The sequence below is a fragment of the Pantoea sp. JK genome (assembly GCF_026130245.1).
GTDB lineage: Bacteria > Pseudomonadota > Gammaproteobacteria > Enterobacterales > Enterobacteriaceae > Pantoea > Pantoea trifolii.
Window position 1 is genome coordinate 37,731 of the sequence record NZ_JAINFN010000015.1, and the last position, 18,557, is coordinate 56,287.

The following is an 18,557-nucleotide window of genomic DNA, read 5'->3' on the forward strand; positions in this document are numbered from 1 at the left end:
CTAATGTTTTCGTGTTTTTAAAGCGATATCTGGACGTTTTAGGCAAAGAAAGGTGTGCGGCTAGCAAGACAGAATTCACGGCAAAGTAAAGAAGATCGTCGAGAAAGTTGCTAACTTTATGCTAATGCGTATGATTCTCATTCTTCTTGTATTTTCCGTACGCGCGCACGCGCAACGGAGCCGTTCATCCATTAATGGAGTTGAGCATGAAATCGTTATTTAGCCCGCGCAAAGCCGCCTTAGCTGCAGCGATCGTCGCTGCTTTCAGCCTGACCGCTTGCCAGGCTCCGGCTAAAAAAGCCGAAGCGCCAGCCGCTGCTGCCAAGCCAGTTGATACTTCTCTGACCCAGCGCACCCTGGGCGATGGCCTGTATGAAATGGCGTACTCGCCTGCGGCGAAAGCGTTATACGTTGCCAGCGCGCAGAGCTTTAAAGACGTGAACGGCGGTGTGATTTATCGTCTCGACCCAACCACGCTGGAAACTAAAGGCGTGACGCATACCGATCTGAAAAACTTTGGTACGGCGATCGATGAAGCGGGTAGCGTGTTCTACACCACCAACTCGCTGGATGGCGCCATCTCGAAAGTGGATGCGCAAAGCGGCAAAGTGCTGGAACGTTTAGTCTTCCCAGGTAAGAAAGATAAAGAAGGTTATCCGGCGGGCGCGCGTGAAGTGCTGTGGCACGGCAACGAGTTGTATGTCGGTCGCGTGGCCGATCCGGGGTACATCTCGGTGGTTGACGTGAAAACCTTCAGGCTGAAAGCCACCATCAAGAATGCAGGAAAATGGGTAACCGGCATCATCTATTCTCCGCTGACTGAGCGCATTTATGCGACTAACGGCGCGGGCGAGATTCTGGTCATCAATCCACGCACGCACATAATTGAGAAGCGCTGGACGGCGGGCGACGGTAAAGAGTACTTGTTCCTGAATATGGCGGAAGATCCGGCAACCGGTCGCCTGTTCGTTACCGACGATTCGAAAGGCAAAGCCACGCTGGTGTTTGATGAGCGTACCGGCAAAGTGATCAAACGTATTGAAGGCGATGCGCTGGCTATCAAATTCAATGCTAAGCGTAATGAGATCTACATCAGCCAGCGCGAATCGAAGAAAGTGCTGCAACTGGATGCCACTACGTACGCGGTGAAAAACAGCTGGTCGTTTGATAACAATCCAAACAGCCTGCTGATTGGCCCAGACAACAACACGTTGTACGTAACGTTGAAAGCAGAGTTCAACAAAGACTCCTCAACCAAAGGCCAGGATCAGATTGCGCGCATCGCACTGAAATAATCCCCTCAAGCGGTAACGATAATTCCTGCCCTCGTAAGAGGGCATTTTTGTTTCCAATGGCTTATAACTGTGCAGGTTAAGCTGTTTTCCCCTGTTAATGACGAATAAGGCGCCGGCTATGTTTAAAGGATTGAGTGCGTTTCCCCTGACTCCGCTGAATGCTTCTGGAATTGATGAGAAAGCTTTTCTTCATATCCTTGCGCGACTCACGGCAGTAAAAGTCGATTCACTTGGCGTGCTGGGTTCCACTGGCAGCTACGCCTATTTCACGCGCGAACAGCGCAAGCGCATTGCGACGCTGGCGGTGCAGCATGCGGGCGCTATTCCGGTGATGGTCAGCATTGGCGCGGTGAGCACCGATGAAGTGCTGCGACTTGCCGAGGATGCGCAACAAGCCGGCGCCAGCGCGTTGCTGCTGCCCGCCGTTTCCTATCAGAAACTCACTGATGACGAGGTGTTTGGCCTGTATCAGGATGTCACGCGCCACGTTTCGCTGCCGGTGTGCATTTATGACAATCCCGGCACCAGCCACTTTGTCTTCTCCGATGCGCTGCATGCGCGTATCGCCACGCTGCCGCACATCGCTTCCATCAAAATTCCCGGCGTGCCAGCCGAAATTGCGGCGGCGACGCAACGGGTAAACGCTTTGCGCGATCAATTACCGCAAGACGTCACGATTGGTGTTAGCGGCGATGCCTTTGCCGCAGCAGGCCTAATCGCTGGTTGTGAAGTGTGGTATTCAGTGTGCGGCGGACTGTTCCCGCACACCGCTAAAGCAATGACGGATGCGGCGATGGCGGGAGATTTTGCGGCGGTAGCCGAACAGGGACAGCGGCTCGCACCGCTTTGGGCGCTGTTTACGCAACACGGCGGCAGTATCCGCGTCATCGCTGCAGCGGCCAGTGCGCTGGGCCTCGCTGAGTATGATTGCCTGCCGCGCCCACTGCGTTCGCTGTCGGCGGCGGATGTGGTGGAAGTGAAGAGGGTGATTACAGATCTCGAGTTGGCGTAGTGATAATGAGTTGATTAACTGTGATCGCACTAATAGTTAATCTGATAATAGTTTCAATGGTTATTATTATTTCCATCGAAGGCGCACAGCCTTCACATCAAACAACTAAAGGAATACGACCATGAAAACTATCAAAACTCTGACTATCGCCGCTGCTGCCGCTCTTTCACTGATGTCTGCTGCTAGCTTCGCTCAAACCGTTTCAGCTACTTCTCTGACGCTGGATGGTGCTGAAGCCAAAATCGCTGCACAGGCTAAACAGAATGGTGAGCAATATAAAATTCTGGAAGCAAGCAACGGTAACGTCGTACATATGACCGCAGAACTTTACAAATAACGGATGGTTGCATACGGATGTGCCAGAACAGGTCGCCTACGGGCGGCCTTTTTTGTCGATAAAGCATCGGGAACTGTATAGTTACGTAAGTTATCGTGATCGCACTAATGGTTAATATTGAAACGATAACATCAGTTATTATTATTCTCATCGAAGGCACACAGTCTTCTAATTAAACCACTAAGGATTATGACCATGAAAACTATCAAAACACTGTCTATCGCCGCTGTTGCTGCTCTTTCAATGATGTCTGCTGCTAGCTTTGCGCAGAGCGTCTCTGTTGAGTCTTCTACTCTTGATGGCGCAGAAGCAAAAATCGCTGCACAGGCACAAGAGCAGGGTGCGCAGTACAAAATTACTGAAGCCAACACGAATAACCGCGTACACATGACTGCAGAACTGTACAAATAAGTTAATCGCACAAGACGTTGTATTAAGGCCGCCTCCGGGCGGCTTTGTTGTATCTGCATGTCCGTAAATGGCCTGCGCATGTCCCGCCGTCCGCTCGCGCTCTGTGTATCATCAACGCAGTTCTCCTCCACACGGATATCGCATGAAAACCTACGTCAGCAAAAACTTCTCACCTGCTAAAGCCTGGGATGCGCTAGACATCGCCAACTTTGGCGGCACTAGCGTGCGTCTGCACTGGACCAATCAACCTTACAAATGGCACATCAATGATGGCGAAGAAGTATTTGTGGTGCTGAACGGCGCGGTAGAGATGCATTACCGCGATGCGGGCGAGGTGAAAAAAGTGCTGCTCAATACTGGCGACATTTTTTACGCCAGCATTGGCACCGAGCATGTTGCGCACCCGCAAGGCGAAGCGCGCGTATTAGTGATCGAAAAAGAGGGTTCGGTTTAAAGCCTGATACTGACGCACCTAAACACGCTAACGCATCAAGTGTGTCAAACCGGTCGTTGGAAATTCACAATCGTGCGAAAAGTAACCGTCTGCGCGCATCGGGCGCTGTGTGGTGAGAGGCGAGTTTTATCCACAGGTTAACGGCGACTCTACACACGGGGATTGTGGATAACCTTCAGCAAGGTGCCCTTAATGTGGACCTCAAAAATTAATTGATGGCATTCACAAAGCGGCGCGTTATCTGCTGTGGACGCGTAATCGCGCCGCCGACCACCACTGCATGCGCGCCCAGCGCCAGACAGTGCGCCGCCATTTCCGGCGTTTCGACATTCCCTTCGGCGATGACCGGCACTTCTACCGCAGCTAAAACGTCACGCAGGAAGCGGCAATCATCGGCAGCCAGATAACAACCTTGCGTTTCTGCGGTGTACCCGTGCAGCGTGGTACCAACGCAATCGAAACCTAATTCCGCTGCCTGACGCGCTTCTTCCACTGTGGCGATATCAGCCATCAGCAGCAAATGCGGATAGCGCTGGCGAATCGCCGCCACCAATGCCGGCAGCTGCAAATCGCCAGGACGCGTGTGCAGCGTGGCATCCAGCGCAATCATCGCCGGATTCGCCACCATCAACTCATCCACTTCCCGCAGCGTCGCGGTGATGTACACATCGCTGCCGGGATAGTCGCGTTTAATAATGGCGATAATCGGCAAATCCACCGTTTGCATAATCTGCTGCACGTCGAGCAGGCTGTTGGCGCGAATCGCTGCTGCGCCGCCTTCCATTGCCGCCAACGCCATGCGCGACATAATAAACGGGCTGTGTAACGGCTCATCTTCCAGAGCCTGACACGAGACCACCAGTTTTCCCTGAATCTGTGCCAGCATCGGTACTTTCATAGCGCGAGTAACTCCTCTACTTCATTTTTGATAATGGTGACGTGCGGGCCATAAATTACCTGCACGCCTTTGCCACGTTGGATCACGGCGCGTGCGCCGGTGGCTTTCAATGCGTTTTCATCGAGCTTGCTGCTGTCGATCAGCGTGATGCGCAGACGCGTGGCGCAGCAATCCAGTTCGGCGATGTTGTGTTTGCCACCCAAAGCCGCGATGACCTGCAGTGGACGTTCTCCGGCGACCATCGGCGCTGTTTCAATGCTGGCATCTTCACGGCCCGGCGTTTTGAAATTGAAGCGGGTGATCAGCAGGCGGAAAGTAAAGTAATAGAGCAGGAACCACGGCACGCCAACCAGCGGGACATACCACCAATGGGTTTTCGCTTCGCCCTGTAATACGCCGAACAGAATGAAATCGATCAGGCCGCCAGAGAAGGTTTGGCCAATGGTGATGTGCAGGATGTGGGCGATCATAAATGCCATTCCATCAAACAGCGCGTGGATGACATACAGCACCGGTGCAACAAACAGGAACGAGAACTCAATCGGTCCGGTGATACCGGTAAGGAAAGAGGTCAGCGCTGCCGACAGCAGCAATCCGGCCACGCGTTGGCGGTTTTCCGGTTTGGCGGTGTGATACATCGCCAGACACGCGCCGATCAGGCCAAACATCATGGTGATGAAGCGCCCAGACATAAAGCGCGCGGTGCCAAGGTAGAATTGCTGGGTATTAGGATCGGCAAGCTGGGCGAAGAAGATGCGCTGCGTGCCTTCCACCAGATGTCCGTTAACCACTTCGCTGCCGCCGAGCGCGGTGGTCCAGAATGGCAGATAGAAGATGTGATGCAGGCCGAACGGGCCAAGCATGCGCAGCACGAAGCCGTAGATAAAGGTGCCGAAATAGCCGGTGGCATCGACTAATCCGCCCAAGCCAAAAATCAGCTTCTGAAAATGCGGCCAGACAAGGGTCATCGCCGCGCCCACCAGAATGGCGACCAGGGAACTGATAATTGGCACGAAGCGCGAGCCACCAAAGAAACCAAGGAACTGCGGCAGAGCAATTTTGTTGTAGCGATTATGCAGCATGGCCGTCACCAGCCCGATCACCACGCCACCAAATACGCCAGTTTCCAGCGTTTGAATGCCAAGCGCCATGCCTTGTCCCACCGCGCTTAGATTGCCCTGCGCCAGCACGCCAGTTAACGTCAGCAGCGCATTGATGGTGGCGTTCATCACCAGATAAGCCAGCAGCGAGGCCAGTCCAGCGGTGCCTTTGTCGCTTTTAGCTAAGCCTACCGCTACGCCGACCGCAAACAGCACCGCGAGGTTGGCGAACACCACTGAGCCGGCGCTGGCCATAATGGTAAACACGCCTTGTAGCCAGGCGACATCGAGGAACGGATAGGCTTTGATGGTATTGGGATTGGAGAGTGCACCGCCAATGCCCAGCAGCAAACCGGCAGCCGGTAGCACGGCGATCGGTAACATGAACGACTTGCCAAAACGCTGAGCTTTTTCGAACCAACCTCCGGATGAGGCACCGCTGAAAATGGATGACATAAATTTTTATTCCTGAAGTGATGCTGTGGTAAAAATTATTACCACAATCTAATTCATCAGGTGAAAATTTCCATCATTATTGTGATAGCTTTCACTTATGCCCTAATCTGCTGCACACTGTGCGCCATTAATGCCGTGAATCAGAGAGACCGCCATGACGGACAATGAAAACATCTTGCTGCATCTGCGCCAGGGTTTGCCGGGCTACAGTCCAACGCTGCAAAAGCTGGGCGATTTCATCCTCACCGACCCGCAGAAAGTGCTGTATCTCACCATCACCGAACTGGCGCGTGAGACCGACACCAGCGAAGCGAGCGTGACGCGGCTGTGTCGTCATCTCGGCTGCAAAGGCTATACCGAATTCAAAATGGCGCTGGCGCTGGATGTGCAACACAATCAGCCCGCTGCACTTACCAGCGGTGACAGCATCGACATGCTGGTAGAGGAAACGGTGCAGGCGCTGCGTGATACCGGGAAATTCATCAATCGCGAAGTGTTACAGCAAGCCGTGGAAGCGCTGCATCAGGCTAAAACCATCCAGATTTACGGCGTGGCGGCCAGCGCGATTACCGGTGAATATCTGCACTATCGCCTGTTGCGCTTAGGTAAATCGGCGCAGCTGTTTGGTGATATGCATCGCGCGGCGATGAATGCCTCGATGCTAAAAGAGGGCGATTTGGTGATCGCCATCTCTGCATCCGGTTCAACCAAAGATGTGATGCATGTGGTGAAGGTGGCGAAGAAGCAAAACGCGCGCGTGCTGATGCTGAGTAATACACTGCGCAGCCCGATGGGCAGCTTAGCCGATATGCTGCTGGTGGCTGCAAGGCCGGAAGGCCCGTTCAACGCCGGTGCGCTGAGCGGCAAAGTGGGCGCGATGCTGCTGGTGGAAGTGCTGATTAACGAATTGATGACGCACGATGTACGCTATCTGGCGGCGAGCCAGCAAACGGCAACGGCGACATTGCCGATGTTGATGTGATTTGAGCGGGATGGGGGAAGGTCGCCATGAATGGCGACCCTACGGCGTGAGATTTGATTATTCGCTGGCTAACGCCGCTACCGGATCCATGCGCGCGGCTTTGCGCGCCGGAAGATAACCAAAAATCATGCCGATGATGGTGGAGCAGGCAAAGGCCGCGCCCGCCGACTGCCACGAGAAGATCGCCGTAATCATGCCGCCCGCCAGCAGGCTGATAATCGGTCCAATCACCAGCGCTAACGCGACACCGAGCGATCCGCCCACCAGACAGACCAGAACCGCTTCGATCATAAACTGCTGCATGATGTCGCCGCGTCGCGCGCCCACCGCCATACGCACACCGATTTCATGGGTACGCTCGGTTACCGACACCAGCATGATGTTCATCACGCCGATGCTGCCAATCATCAGCGCAATCGAGGCGACCAGCAGAATCAGCAACGTTAAGGTTGCGGCGGCGTCTTCAATCGCTTTACGGTATTTGTCGCGGTTGAACACCAGGAAATCTTTGGTGCCGTGACGCGCGGTCAATAATTGCGTCAGCGATTCCACCGCCGGGCCGCTCACCACATCATCCTTGAGTTTAATGCTGATGCTGGTCAACGCGGTTTGCCCGCTGATGCGATACATCACGGTGCTCCACGGCAGCCACACGCTGAGGCGATTGGGCGACATGCCATCGTTGTTATCCGCCACGCCAATCACCCGCACCGGCACCGAACCCAACACGATCATCTTGCCAATTGGGCTTTGACCCTGTTCGCCGAACAGTTTATTGCGCGTGTTGGTATCAATGATGATCTCCTGACGCGCGTGACGCTCATCGCTGAAGTTGCTGCCTTCCAGCAGTTTGATGCCCTGAATCTGGAAATACTCTTTACCGACGCCATACACCGAAGTTTTGGATGCGTTGGAAAGATAGCGAATCGGCTGATTGGCGATCATCTCCGGACTGACCGCCGCAACAAACTGCTGACGCCCAATCACATCCGCATCCGCCATCACCAGCGTCAGCACTGGATGCGCTTCATCCTCGACGAAATCACCGCCGGCATAAATCGACACCACGTTGGTGCCGAGCCCGGAAATACTCTCCAGCGTTTTTTGCCGCGCGCCCTGGCCGAGCGCCACTACGGTAACCACTGCCGCAATGCCAAAAATGATCCCGGTCATGGTCAGCGCGGTGCGCAGCCGATGCGCGTTCATCGCATTCAGCGCCATGCGCAGCGATTCGCGTAAGCGATCGAGAAAGCCGCGCAGTTTGCTCTGACTTTTACGCGCGGCGGGAGCATATTGCGCACGCGTGGCATCCGGTTTGCGGCCGCTGTCGGCAACAATCTCGCCGTCCTGAATCTCAATAATGCGATCGGCGTGCTGCGCCACTTTCATGTCATGCGTCACGATGATCACCGTGTGACCTTCGCGATTGAGATCGTGCAGGATGCGCAGCACCTCTTCGCCGGAGTGTGAATCCAGCGCGCCAGTCGGTTCATCGGCAAGAATAATTTCGGCACCATTAATTAGCGCGCGCGCAATACTGACGCGCTGCTGCTGGCCGCCGGACAACTCGCCCGGCTTATGATGTTCGCGGCCCTGCAAACCTAAACGCGCCAGCAGATCCGCCGCACGCTGCTGCCGCGCTTTGCCCTGCAGATTGGCATAAATAGACGGGATTTCAACGTTGCTCAGGGCGCTAAGATCGGGCATCAGATGATAGCGCTGGAAGATAAAACCGATGTGTTCGCGGCGTACTTTCGCCAGCGCATCCGGCGACAGCGTGGCGGTGTTCTGACCACTAATCAAATAGTCACCGCTATCCGGCGCATCAAGGCAGCCGAGAATGTTCAGCAGCGTCGATTTACCCGAACCGGACGGCCCGATAATCGCCACCAACTCGCCGCTGGCGATACTCAGATTGATGTCTTTCAGCACATGCAGAGATTGTGAACCGTTAACATAGCTGCGCTGAATGTTTTTCAGTTCGATAATATTCACATCACCACCTTGTCAGCGCCCGCCGTCTGCGTGGCAAGGATCACTTTCTCGCCGGCTTTTAAGCCGCTCAGCACCTGAATATCAACGCTGTCAGTGATGCCGATGGTGATAATGCGTTTCACCGGCTGGTTATCCTGATCCGGGATTTCCACATAGGTTTTGCCGTCGGCATCTTTCTTCGTCGCCTGCACCGGCACCAGCAACGTATCTTTCACCGCATCACGAATGAGATTGACCTGCGCGGTCATGGAGATGCGCAGCGCGTTGTCCGGGTTTGGCACATCCAGCAGGGCGTTATAATAGACGGCCGCATTGGAGATGCTGCTCGACGTGCTCTCGCTATTGCCCATTAGCGCGTCATCTTTCATCACCGATTCGGGTGCCAGTTCGAGGCTGCGTAGCGTGGCGTTGTAGCGTTTATCCGGATTGGAGAAGGTGGTGAACCATGCTTGCTGACCGGGCTGCACATTATTGATGTCGGCTTCGGAGATCTGCACTTTGATCGTCATGGTACCGAGTTGCGCCAGTTTAGCGATGGTCGGCGCCGTTTGCACCGCGTTCACCGTTTGGCCTTGCTTGGTGACAATGGCGATGACCGTGCCATCCATGGGCGCCATGATGCGGGTATAGCCGAGATCGAGCTGCTTTTTATCCACCTCAATCTGAGCCTGAATCACGCGCGCTTTTTGCGCCGTTAGCTCGGCGCGTGCACTGCGCCAATCTTCTTCGGCGGTATCAAAATCCTGACGCGAGATGGCATTGGTTTTAATCATCTGCTGCAAACGCTGATATTGCGCTTGCTGTCGCACCAGCGCGGCTTCGCGGGTTTCCAGATCGGCCTGCGCCACGCTCAGCGCCGCTTGCGCATTACGCAAGTCGCTGCGTTGTGGCTGATCGTCAATTTCGGCGATCAGCTGGCCTTTGCTGACGCTATCGCCCGCTTTGATATAGAGTTTTTTAACCTGCCCGGAAACCTGCGCACCGACGTTAACGCGTTCAATCGCATCCATTTTGCCGGTGGCGGCAATTACGTTTTCGATATTGCCCTTGCGCACTTCGGCGGTGACCACCGCGTTGGGTTTATTGCGTGAACCGGCGTAATGCCAGATCAACAGCAGGAGAATGACCACAGTCAGCGTGGCGAATAGCCACTTTTTCGAGATATTGAGCATAAGCGTCCCTTTTATGAAGTGAGAATCATAATCACTTCAGGCAACAAACTGGAGAAAATTCGCCGGATTTATCTGAGTAACGTGCGTTGGTTGAAAAATGATTAAATTTTTCCGAATAGAAATGGCGGCTGAGTTGTTTACAGCGTATCTGAGTCACTTGTTGCCTCAGCACTGAGTTCCATCCATAACACGCCATGAGGATCAACCATGTATACAATGATGAAATTACGCTGGTTAGCACTGCCCGTATTACTGATGACGCTGCATGCGCCTGCTGCCCTGGCAATGGGCGATGATGACAGCGACAAAAAGACGCCGGATTGCCCGAAAGGCCAGGTTTACGACAGCAAATCTAAATCCTGCGTGCCGGAGAAAACCAGCATGCTAAGTGACAGCGACAAAACCAATTACGCTTATCACCTGGCGAAAAAGGGCGAGTATCAAGCGGCAATCAACTTGCTGGATACGCTGCATAATCAGAACACCAAAGAAGCGTGGAACTATCGCGGGTATGCCACGCGTAAGCTGGGTAAAACCGACGAAGGCATGGCCTATTATCAGAAATCGATCGCGCTCGATCCGAAATATGCCAAAGTGCGCGAATATCTGGGTGAAGCCTGGATGATCAAAGGGCGGCCAGATTTGGCGAAAGAGCAGCTCACCATCATTAAATCGCTGTGTGGCGTGGATTGCGAAGAGTATCGCGATCTCAATGCCGCGATTCAGGGCCATCCGGAAGCCTGATGAACGCCGCGTTTAGAGGACGAAAACATCACCAGCACTGAAGTCCGCCAGCATTTAGCGGCGCATCTGGCCCGCCTGTGGCGCTACGCCATGGTGCTGTCACGCAACCGCGATGTCGCCGAAGAACTGGTGCAATCGACCTGTGTCCGGGCGCTGGAACGCAGCGCCCAGTACACGCCCGGCACGCGTATCGATCGCTGGTTGTTTAGCGTACTGCATTCGGTGTGGATCAATGAACTGCGCGCGCAGCGAGTGCGCCTCGGGCAAGGCTTTGTCGACAGCGACGAGCTTGTTGCGGCGGATCAGCAACAACATGATGAGCAACGTCGGCAATACGCCAAAGTGATGCAGCGGGTGAGTCAATTGCCCGAAGCGCAGCGCAACGCGGTGTTCCTGGTTTACGTCGAAGGATTCACCTATCAGGAAGCCGCCGATACGCTGGCGGTGCCGATTGGCACCATCATGAGTCGCCTTGCAGCGGCGCGCACCACCTTAGCCAGCGCAGCCACTTCGCGCCCGGCTGGACAGGAGAAACGTTTGTGAAGGCTGCACGTTTTAGTTCGCCTTATGCGGACGAGGCCATCGTCGGCTGGCTGGATGGCGAGATGCGCGCGGATGAAGCGCTGGCGTTTGAAAATGAACTTAAGCGCAGCGAAGCGCTGTCGGCGCGCACTGCCGAGCTGATGAAAAGCAATCAACCTTTTGCTGAGGCCTTTGCGCCAATGCTGGATGACGCACCGCTGGAGCGCATGTCGCCGCGCTTGGCGCATCTGCTGGCAACCACACCGTCCGCGCCGCAGGTCAGCCGCCGCGCGCTGATCGCCGCTTCGGTGAGTTTTTTGCTGGTGGGCAGCGGCATCGGTTTTCTGGTGCGACCGGCAATAAAAGCTGAGCTGGGCGAAAGCGAAAAGATCCGCGAGCTGGAAGCACAATATATGTCGCTGTACAGCGCGGAAACGCTGGCCGACGTCGACAGTTCACCGCCGGTGTTGCAGCAATCGCTGGCGCGTACCGCGCGCGATCTCGATCTGCATTTCACGCCGGCGCAGTTAACGCTACCGGAAGCGACGCTGAAAAGTGTGCGCATGCTGCGTTATGACGATGCGCTGATTACGCAGATTGCCTGGAATCACAGCAGTTACGGCCCAATGGCGCTGTGTATTTCGCGCGAAGATCATCAGCAAACCACGGATGTGGCACAGGAGAAACGGCAGGGGATGAATGTGGTGTGGTGGCACAAGGCGGGGTATCAATTTGTATTGATTGGCCGAAATCCTGCGCAGCAGTTGAAAAAGACCGCGCAGGCATTAATACAGGCAATGCTGGCCTAGGGTCGCCATTCATGGCGACCCATTCACTACAGATCCAGTTGGGCTTTCAGCAACGCAATCTCCTCACGCCACTGCGCCTGCAACGCGGGTTTCTGATGCTTTGGCTTGCGCGTCAGATCCTCATCCAGCTTGCTTTCTAGCTCCAGCAGCGCCAGTAGTAATGCATCTTCATCCAACGCTGTTGCCGTCGCAGCAGGTGCGACAAAGTCTGACGTTGTTGTCGCCTGATCAGCACGCAAGCGCTCGGTTACCGCGTCAAAATCGTGCCATTCGCTGAGTTGCTGATCCTCAATCAGCCAGAACCGGTTGCAGCTGTTGGCGATTAACTGACGATCGTGCGACACCAGCAACACCGCGCCCTCAAACTGGTTTAACGCTTCTGCAAGCTCCTCTTTGCCCACCATATCCAGATGGTTGGTGGGCTCATCGAGCAGCAGCAGCGAATAACGCGCCAGCGTTAGCCCAACAAACAGCAAGCGCGAGCGCTCGCCGCCGCTGAGTGAGCCAATCAACTGCTGATGACGCAGATAGGGAAAACCCGCGCCAATCAGCGCCATCTTGCGGTGCTCATCGCTGAGCGGAGCAAAATGCGCCAGCGCGTTACTCAGCGTCTCCTCATCATGCAGCTGATGCAGACTTTGATCGTAATAGCCTAGGCGCGCGCGGGGATGAAACAGCGGGCTATCTGTGTGTTGATATTCCTCCCATAAATGCCGTAGTAGCGACGATTTACCGCAACCGTTGCGACCAACAATCGCTACGCGATCGCCACTTTTCACCTGCAACATCGGCAGTGAAAACAGCGCAGGTGCGTCATCGGCTGGATGAATCGACATCTCCGGCAACGCTAAAACGCGATCGGCATCCAGCGCTTCACCTTGCAGTTGCAGCCGCCACAGCGCTCCCTCGCTCAGCGTGGTTTGTGCCTCTTTCAACCAGCCGGCGCGTTTCTCCATCTGCTGCGCCTTGCGCGACAACCCTTCGTTATCGTAAGCGCGGCCCCACATCGCCAGACGTTTAGCGCTTTTCTCAACGCGCTCAATCTCCCTTTGCTCAGCCTGATAACGCTGCGCATCCGCGTCATCCTGCTCATCCAGCGCCTGACGCGCCGCGCTGCAGGGCAGACGGAAGAATTGCAGACCGCGATCGCGCAGAATCCAGCTGCAGTTGGTCACCCGATCGAGCAAGGTGCTGTCATGGGAAACCAGAACAAAGCTGCCGCTCCAGCCGTTAAGGAAATTCTCCAGCCACAACAGCATCGGCAGATCGAGGTGGTTGCTGGGTTCATCGAGCAGCAGCAGATCAGGCTGCAGGATCAGCGCGCGCGCCAGCAGCAGGCGCATATGCTGGCCACCGCTCAGAGTCGCAGCGGTTTGCGCTTGTTGCTCAGCCGTGAAACCCAGGCTGCCCAACAGCGCTTCGGCACGCCAGCGATCACTTTGTTCCGGCAGGCGCGCCATTACGCTATTCAGCAGCGAATCATTATGCAGCTCTGCAGGCAGATGCTGCTCGATGCGCGCCAGTAAACAGTGATTAGCCGATGTCACGCTGCCGTGGCTGGGTTCCAGATCGCCACTGAGGATTTTCAATAAGGTACTTTTACCGGTGCCGTTATCACCCAGTAAACCGATGCGATCGCCTTTTTTCAGGCTGAAATGGATATCGTGAAACAGCGTGCCGAAGGCGTTATCAAAGCCAACATCGTGGGCAGATAATAGTGTGCTCATGTGCTTACTCATAAGTTGCAGGCGCAAAAAAGCCTGACGTCAGAAATCGCTGACGACAACCCGGTAAGCCGGAGGAAGGGATTAGATTTTCAGTAAACTTCGCTCAGGACGGATTATCGCAGCACGAGTGCGGAAATGCCTGAACGCGGCCAATTACTATAAAAGTGTGAGTAAAGAAACAATTCACACAGCAGCATAGTAATCCTCCTTAGTTATCAGTGGGTGAATATGTAAGCTGATAATAGTGGCGAAAAGCGGCACTTTCCAGTGAAAAATGCCAGAGATGTGGCGGCGATCGCTATGACGTGCCGGGCAGGGTGCTGGCATCGATAATGAGCCTGGTCGGTGAAAATCGCCTTCAGAGGTCTTCTGCAAAACTCCAGCAAAACTCTTCTGCAAAACTGGTTAAAAATAAGCTGCATTTAGGCTTGAGTTTTCTTACTAGATGGCAGATCAAAATAAAGTGGGGAATGCCGCTTCGAGCCAAGAGCTGAAGTAGCTAACAACAATCTGTGTTGATCAAAGGGGAGCGGCCATTATGCGAAATTTCATACTCGCCAATAACCAATATTTCCCTGACCGGAAACAGCGAGTTTCTTCTTAGAAAAACCACTAAGGTGATGCTGATACCACTGGAGGCATCATGAAATATAGAATTTCTGGCCTTAGAGCCGAGCAGTTTACTCATCTTTTTGGGCGTAGTAATGGCTATCTAGGAAGATACGGAGCCGTAAGACAAATTGTCACTAGTTACCCAGGTTATCCCGACAGAATCTCATTATGCGATATACCTGTTGGCGAAACCGCTCTACTTATCAACCACATTTATCAGCCAGCAGATACACCTTATCGCGGCTCTCATGCAATATATATTTGGGAGGGATGTACCGAGCAAGGAATTTATATCAACGAATTACCTGAAGTTATGAATGGCAGAGTCCTTTCATTACGAGCATATAACGAAAAGCACTCTCTAATTAAGGCAGAAATTTGCGAGGGCCAATCTGTAGAAAATTTCATAGATATTTTCTTTGCCGACCCACAGATTAGCTATATCCAGATACACAATGCGAAACAGGGATGCTTCGCATGTTTGGCTGAGCGTTTTAAATGAAATTACAAAATAGAAGAGCCTACAGCGTTCAGTGAAGGACTTTCATGTTAGAAGAGAGCATCCGGTAGGATCACTTGAGGATAAGCAGAATGCTTCTGGAAAAGCTCAGGTTGCTGGAATGCAGCCTTCACGATGACAGGCGAAACGATCGGGAGTGGCTTGAGTGGCTTCTCCACCCTGAATTCCTGGAAATCACAAGGTCAGGCGTGATGGTTGATCGTGCAGAGACGATCACGTCGCTATTAAACGAGAAAACTGCATCACCTATTATCAGCAGTAATTTCCGACTCACCGAAATGGGGGTAGGCTGCGCCATGCTTCACTACCGGACGTCTTATGATGACGGCAGTCGTCCTGCATTGCGTTCTTCCTGCTGGCTATATTCGGATAAAGGACACTGGACTCTGGTTTTTCACCAGGGAACGCCAGCTGAAGACACTGCTTAGGATCGCTGCTGAGATGTTCTGTTCAATTTGCCTGTATAAGGGTTCAGATACAAAAAAGGCCGCCCGTGGGCGACCTTTCCTGGCACTTCCTTTTGCGACCATCCGTTATTTGTATAGCTCAGCGGTCATGTGAACGACGTTGCCGTTGCTGGCCTCAATGATTTTGTACTGCGCGCCCTGCTGCTGGGCCTGCGCGGCGATTTTGGCCTCGGCACCGTCCATAGTCAGGGACGTTGCGGTAACGCTCTGCGCGAAGCTGGCTGCTGACATCAGTGAAAGAGCTGCAACTGCGGCGATAGACATAGCTTTGATAGTTTTCATGGTCTTTATCCTTGGTTTTTATGGTTGAAAGCGTGTTTGCTTTCGATGAGATAATGATAACCAAGGTTACTATTATCACATTAACAATAAGTGCTGATATTGTGATCGTGCTAACTATCAAGGCAATAGGTGTACTCGATGAATGGTTCGGCGCTGGGTTATTATGTTTAATGCGGAGAGCATCCCTGTAGCTATCATTTTGACGTCTGCTATTCGCTCACAGTGGACCTTCAGGTCTGGCAGATAACCGCTTCGTGCCAGAAGCGGACTGGCAAATACTCGCGAGCTGTCAGTAGGGTGAAGGAAGGTCAGAACGATCCCCTCGTGTTGTCGGATGCGAAATTACAATAAACTCTACGGGAGACCCAGTGTCATTTCTGGCTTGATGCTTTGAACCCGGTGGGATTTCCAGGCCCTGCAGAGCCTTAATATTATGAATTTCTCCTTCCAACTCCATGGAAAGAATGCCAGTAATAACAAAGAAAAACTGCCTTGAAACGGAGTGAAAGTGTCGTTTTTCAAAAGTGCCTGGCGGCATTTGTTCATGAATAACCAGCATGTCCGGGCGGTTTAACAGATACCAACCGTCGCAATCGTCGCCCCAGACATAATGCTCTGCATTATCCTTTGAAATCATTATCCTTCTCCTCTATACCTGTGTGCGTCTCTCTATACCTTAAGAAGGTTATACCGAGAGATTCTTTAGATTCACAATAGGTTATGCTTTTTGTTAATTCCTTTAAGTCCCGAACTGCATCATTCAACCTATCTGGCCGTCATGAATGAAATGTTATAGCAGTGTCCAGGCAGGACCGTAACGTCCGTTCTTCGCTCATTGCAGACCGTGCAGCGCACAGGTCAGCTTCGCGTCAATAGCGGACATTTTGTAAGCTCTCCTGGATAAATTGAGAATATGATCATGTGTAAACTTGAGCTGAATTTTAACGCTCAAGAAAAAAACTTCAGCGGAGAACATCTAATTGTTTACTCATATGCGTATTGCCAAACCCGTCTCCAATCTTGAACGATCTTTTCTGATGTATAGTCAGGGACTGGATTTACACAAATTAGCTGAATTCAATGATCATGACGGTTTCAATGGACTGATGTTAGGACGGAAGGGCTTAGACTGGCACATTGAATTCACCTTTTGCCTTAGTCATCCCATTCAACCTTTGCAAACTCAGGAGGATTTACTCGTTCTTTATTATTCAGATGAAAATGCGTGGATAGATGCCTGTGCAAGGATGATAGAAGCCGGATTCAACATGACGAACTCATTTAACCCTTACTGGGATATCAACGGAAGGACATTTGTTGACCCAGATGGATACAGAGTGGTTATCCAAAATAAGACATGGGTATAATTTCAATTATTATTGCCAGTCCACTGGCCGTCTAGTTGCAAACCTGACGGTCTGCTCCTCGCTCACAGCGGACGGTGTTCAAATTAGTTGTTCGCTTAGGGCCATGAGCGGACATCGATGAAAATTCTGTGAATTAAACGTCACGAGATTTCTCTAATTTGATGTCAGTGCCATTGAGATCTGTTTCATTACCCCAACCGAGCTGCATATAAAATTTCGCCGCGCGACTATTCTTATCGGTTTCCAACCAGGCAATATCATGATGTTGGAATAACTCCTGCTCGGCGAGCATAACAAGCCTGCGACCTATTCCTTTGCCTTCATATTCAGGCAGAACAAAGGCCGCAAACAGACAGCCTTCATCCGGAAATATCATGGAGAAGCCAATGATTTTATTATTTTCAGTCGCAACCCATGCGCAAAGACTTTTTTCAACCATATCGCCTACCACGCTTTCGGTAATACCCATCTGCCGCATCTCTTCACGGCTCAGGTGATTCTCGATTACCGATGTTCTGACGTCGAACATTCCCTCGATATCAGAAAGTCGAGCTGTTCTTATGTGGAAACTCATTAGTCTTACTCCATGTATGACGAAATAATTTTGATAATAATGTCAAAAAAAAATCAACGGAATATACACTTTAAGGCGGCAAATTATGTCAGCTTTTCGCTCACAGCAGACGTCGTTTTCCTCGGGCTTGGCCGCTTTGTGATGTGAATTCAACCGATGGATGCAACACACTTATTGAACCGCTCAGTTTTTAATGTAGAGAACGGCCTCCTAAAGTTAACCCAGCATATGATAAAAATAACATTCACTCATTTACAGTATTAGCGCCTCTCTCTGATCGCTGACGCATAGCGCCCGGCGGATAGCCATTGATGCGCTTGAACGCTCTGCTAAACGCTGCCTGCGAGGCATAGCCAAGACGTAGAGCAACGGTGTCAATTGAGATCTTATCGTGAGTAATCCAGTGACCCGCGATGCGCATTCGCACTTCTCTTGCATAGCGCAGGGGAGGTATGCCGATGATTGACTTGAAGCGTTCAGCAAAAACAGAACGCGACACATGCGACTGGGCAGCAAGCTCGGCAACAGACCACTCCCGGCTTGTATCACGATGAATGGCCAGAATGGCGCGGGCAAGTCGTGGATCACGTAACGCAGCGATCAGGCCTGCGGCGTTCTCGCTACCGTTTTCGATCCATCCACGCACAATCATGGCCGCCGCCACTTCTGCGAGGCGTGCCAGAATGCCCGCAAAGCCTGCGCGTCCGGAACAGATTTCCGATTTCATCGCGCCCAGAACGGGAACCAGCCCCGGATAAATTTGTTCGTTTGCCTCAACCACGATGGCTTGCGGCATCAGTTTACCCAGGCCCTGCATTCCA

The 18,557-nt window shown here is 52.8% G+C and carries 21 protein-coding genes; 12 read left to right on the forward strand and 9 right to left on the reverse strand.

All coding sequences use genetic code 11. The features are described from left to right. Positions 1-206 precede the first annotated feature (206 nt). From PanJK_RS23205 to PanJK_RS23225, 5 genes are all read left to right on the forward strand, one after another. Entirely contained in the window at positions 207-1,295 is a 1,089-nt protein-coding gene (locus PanJK_RS23205) for a YncE family protein (RefSeq protein WP_265303408.1), read from the forward strand. A gap of 118 nt (positions 1,296-1,413) precedes the next feature. Continuing rightward, entirely contained in the window at positions 1,414-2,307 is an 894-nt protein-coding gene (locus PanJK_RS23210) for a dihydrodipicolinate synthase family protein (protein WP_265303409.1), read from the forward strand. 121 nt (positions 2,308-2,428) lie between these two features. Next, positions 2,429-2,644 (forward strand): YdgH/BhsA/McbA-like domain containing protein, encoded by a 216-nt coding sequence (locus PanJK_RS23215; RefSeq protein ID WP_007890154.1) that lies wholly within the window; start codon positions 2,429-2,431, stop codon positions 2,642-2,644. A gap of 195 nt (positions 2,645-2,839) precedes the next feature. Then, the gene (locus PanJK_RS23220) at positions 2,840-3,055 is read left to right on the forward strand and encodes a YdgH/BhsA/McbA-like domain containing protein (protein ID WP_007890153.1); all 216 of its coding nucleotides are present in this window, start codon (positions 2,840-2,842) and stop codon (positions 3,053-3,055) included. A gap of 142 nt (positions 3,056-3,197) precedes the next feature. Continuing rightward, positions 3,198-3,509, forward strand: a complete 312-nt coding sequence (locus PanJK_RS23225) for a cupin domain-containing protein (RefSeq protein ID WP_256698588.1) — start codon at positions 3,198-3,200, stop codon at positions 3,507-3,509. A gap of 208 nt (positions 3,510-3,717) precedes the next feature. Here the strand turns inward: PanJK_RS23225 and PanJK_RS23230 are convergent, their stop codons facing one another. Both PanJK_RS23230 and PanJK_RS23235 read right to left on the reverse strand, forming a co-directional pair. Next, entirely contained in the window at positions 3,718-4,407 is a 690-nt protein-coding gene (locus PanJK_RS23230; RefSeq protein WP_265303410.1) for an N-acetylmannosamine-6-phosphate 2-epimerase, read from the reverse strand. Then, complete coding sequence (locus PanJK_RS23235) at positions 4,404-5,963, reverse strand: PTS transporter subunit EIIC (protein ID WP_265303411.1); 1,560 nt, start codon at positions 5,961-5,963, stop codon at positions 4,404-4,406. The genes PanJK_RS23230 and PanJK_RS23235 overlap by 4 nt, the downstream gene beginning before the upstream one ends. Positions 5,964-6,117: 154 nt before the next feature. Between PanJK_RS23235 and PanJK_RS23240 the strand changes: the two genes are divergently transcribed. Continuing rightward, positions 6,118-6,945 (forward strand): MurR/RpiR family transcriptional regulator, encoded by an 828-nt coding sequence (locus PanJK_RS23240; protein WP_265303412.1) that lies wholly within the window; start codon positions 6,118-6,120, stop codon positions 6,943-6,945. A gap of 57 nt (positions 6,946-7,002) precedes the next feature. On the opposite strand, the gene PanJK_RS23245 is transcribed toward PanJK_RS23240, so the two are convergent. Continuing rightward, the gene (locus PanJK_RS23245; RefSeq protein ID WP_265303413.1) at positions 7,003-8,940 is read right to left on the reverse strand and encodes a MacB family efflux pump subunit; all 1,938 of its coding nucleotides are present in this window, start codon (positions 8,938-8,940) and stop codon (positions 7,003-7,005) included. Next, entirely contained in the window at positions 8,937-10,112 is a 1,176-nt protein-coding gene (locus tag PanJK_RS23250) for an efflux RND transporter periplasmic adaptor subunit (protein ID WP_265303414.1), read from the reverse strand. The genes PanJK_RS23245 and PanJK_RS23250 overlap by 4 nt, the downstream gene beginning before the upstream one ends. A gap of 207 nt (positions 10,113-10,319) precedes the next feature. Here PanJK_RS23250 and PanJK_RS23255 point away from each other — a divergent pair, with 207 nt between their 5' ends. Genes PanJK_RS23255 through PanJK_RS23265 form a run of 3 tightly spaced genes read left to right on the forward strand, consistent with a single transcriptional unit; the run spans position 10,320 to position 12,187 of the window. Continuing rightward, positions 10,320-10,856 carry a tetratricopeptide repeat protein gene (locus PanJK_RS23255; RefSeq protein ID WP_256698594.1) on the forward strand — a complete coding sequence of 179 codons (537 nt, stop codon included), beginning with the start codon at positions 10,320-10,322 and terminating at the stop codon, positions 10,854-10,856. A 27-nt stretch (positions 10,857-10,883) separates the two neighbouring features. Next, entirely contained in the window at positions 10,884-11,399 is a 516-nt protein-coding gene (locus PanJK_RS23260; protein WP_265303424.1) for a sigma-70 family RNA polymerase sigma factor, read from the forward strand. After that, complete coding sequence (locus tag PanJK_RS23265; RefSeq protein ID WP_265303415.1) at positions 11,396-12,187, forward strand: anti-sigma factor family protein; 792 nt, start codon at positions 11,396-11,398, stop codon at positions 12,185-12,187. Before PanJK_RS23260 ends, PanJK_RS23265 begins: the two co-directional genes overlap by 4 nt. A 26-nt stretch (positions 12,188-12,213) precedes the next feature. Here PanJK_RS23265 and PanJK_RS23270 read toward each other — a convergent pair whose 3' ends face one another. After that, positions 12,214-13,914 (reverse strand): ABC-F family ATP-binding cassette domain-containing protein, encoded by a 1,701-nt coding sequence (locus PanJK_RS23270; protein ID WP_265303416.1) that lies wholly within the window; start codon positions 13,912-13,914, stop codon positions 12,214-12,216. Positions 13,915-14,557: 643 nt separating this feature from the next. Between PanJK_RS23270 and PanJK_RS23275 the strand changes: the two genes are divergently transcribed. Together PanJK_RS23275 and PanJK_RS23280 are read left to right on the forward strand one after the other, a co-directional pair. After that, positions 14,558-15,028 (forward strand): DUF1203 domain-containing protein, encoded by a 471-nt coding sequence (locus PanJK_RS23275; protein ID WP_265303417.1) that lies wholly within the window; start codon positions 14,558-14,560, stop codon positions 15,026-15,028. Between the two features lie 89 nt (positions 15,029-15,117). Beyond that, complete coding sequence (locus PanJK_RS23280; protein WP_265303418.1) at positions 15,118-15,474, forward strand: DUF4440 domain-containing protein; 357 nt, start codon at positions 15,118-15,120, stop codon at positions 15,472-15,474. A gap of 105 nt (positions 15,475-15,579) precedes the next feature. Here the strand turns inward: PanJK_RS23280 and PanJK_RS23285 are convergent, their stop codons facing one another. Continuing rightward, entirely contained in the window at positions 15,580-15,795 is a 216-nt protein-coding gene (locus PanJK_RS23285) for a YdgH/BhsA/McbA-like domain containing protein (protein WP_008102115.1), read from the reverse strand. A 289-nt stretch (positions 15,796-16,084) separates the two neighbouring features. After that, positions 16,085-16,432 (reverse strand): cupin domain-containing protein, encoded by a 348-nt coding sequence (locus PanJK_RS23290; protein WP_179452957.1) that lies wholly within the window; start codon positions 16,430-16,432, stop codon positions 16,085-16,087. Between the two features lie 355 nt (positions 16,433-16,787). On the opposite strand from PanJK_RS23290, the gene PanJK_RS23295 reads away from it, so the two are divergent. Beyond that, positions 16,788-17,162, forward strand: a complete 375-nt coding sequence (locus PanJK_RS23295) for a VOC family protein (RefSeq protein WP_265303419.1) — start codon at positions 16,788-16,790, stop codon at positions 17,160-17,162. 133 nt (positions 17,163-17,295) lie between these two features. On the opposite strand, the gene PanJK_RS23300 is transcribed toward PanJK_RS23295, so the two are convergent. Both PanJK_RS23300 and PanJK_RS23305 read right to left on the reverse strand, forming a co-directional pair. Then, positions 17,296-17,736, reverse strand: a complete 441-nt coding sequence (locus PanJK_RS23300) for a GNAT family N-acetyltransferase (RefSeq protein WP_265303421.1) — start codon at positions 17,734-17,736, stop codon at positions 17,296-17,298. Positions 17,737-17,980: 244 nt separating this feature from the next. Continuing rightward, positions 17,981-18,557 (reverse strand): AraC family transcriptional regulator (locus PanJK_RS23305; protein WP_265303422.1); only part of this gene is annotated, 577 nt, incomplete at its 5' end.

What these genes read in the sequence shown, in the direction of transcription:
- PanJK_RS23205 (WP_265303408.1), top strand. Translation starts at nt 207, where the DNA reads ATGAAATCGTTATTTAGCCCGCGCAAAGCCGCCTTAGCTGCAGCGATC.
- PanJK_RS23210 (WP_265303409.1), top strand. Translation starts at nt 1,414, where the DNA reads ATGTTTAAAGGATTGAGTGCGTTTCCCCTGACTCCGCTGAATGCTTCT.
- PanJK_RS23215 (WP_007890154.1), top strand. Translation starts at nt 2,429, where the DNA reads ATGAAAACTATCAAAACTCTGACTATCGCCGCTGCTGCCGCTCTTTCA.
- PanJK_RS23220 (WP_007890153.1), top strand. Translation starts at nt 2,840, where the DNA reads ATGAAAACTATCAAAACACTGTCTATCGCCGCTGTTGCTGCTCTTTCA.
- PanJK_RS23225 (WP_256698588.1), top strand. Translation starts at nt 3,198, where the DNA reads ATGAAAACCTACGTCAGCAAAAACTTCTCACCTGCTAAAGCCTGGGAT.
- PanJK_RS23230 (WP_265303410.1), bottom strand. Translation starts at nt 4,407, where the DNA reads ATGAAAGTACCGATGCTGGCACAGATTCAGGGAAAACTGGTGGTCTCG.
- PanJK_RS23235 (WP_265303411.1), bottom strand. Translation starts at nt 5,963, where the DNA reads ATGTCATCCATTTTCAGCGGTGCCTCATCCGGAGGTTGGTTCGAAAAA.
- PanJK_RS23240 (WP_265303412.1), top strand. Translation starts at nt 6,118, where the DNA reads ATGACGGACAATGAAAACATCTTGCTGCATCTGCGCCAGGGTTTGCCG.
- PanJK_RS23250 (WP_265303414.1), bottom strand. Translation starts at nt 10,112, where the DNA reads ATGCTCAATATCTCGAAAAAGTGGCTATTCGCCACGCTGACTGTGGTC.
- PanJK_RS23255 (WP_256698594.1), top strand. Translation starts at nt 10,320, where the DNA reads ATGTATACAATGATGAAATTACGCTGGTTAGCACTGCCCGTATTACTG.
- PanJK_RS23270 (WP_265303416.1), bottom strand. Translation starts at nt 13,914, where the DNA reads ATGAGCACACTATTATCTGCCCACGATGTTGGCTTTGATAACGCCTTC.
- PanJK_RS23275 (WP_265303417.1), top strand. Translation starts at nt 14,558, where the DNA reads ATGAAATATAGAATTTCTGGCCTTAGAGCCGAGCAGTTTACTCATCTT.
- PanJK_RS23280 (WP_265303418.1), top strand. Translation starts at nt 15,118, where the DNA reads ATGCTTCTGGAAAAGCTCAGGTTGCTGGAATGCAGCCTTCACGATGAC.
- PanJK_RS23285 (WP_008102115.1), bottom strand. Translation starts at nt 15,795, where the DNA reads ATGAAAACTATCAAAGCTATGTCTATCGCCGCAGTTGCAGCTCTTTCA.
- PanJK_RS23290 (WP_179452957.1), bottom strand. Translation starts at nt 16,432, where the DNA reads ATGATTTCAAAGGATAATGCAGAGCATTATGTCTGGGGCGACGATTGC.
- PanJK_RS23295 (WP_265303419.1), top strand. Translation starts at nt 16,788, where the DNA reads ATGCGTATTGCCAAACCCGTCTCCAATCTTGAACGATCTTTTCTGATG.
- PanJK_RS23300 (WP_265303421.1), bottom strand. Translation starts at nt 17,736, where the DNA reads ATGAGTTTCCACATAAGAACAGCTCGACTTTCTGATATCGAGGGAATG.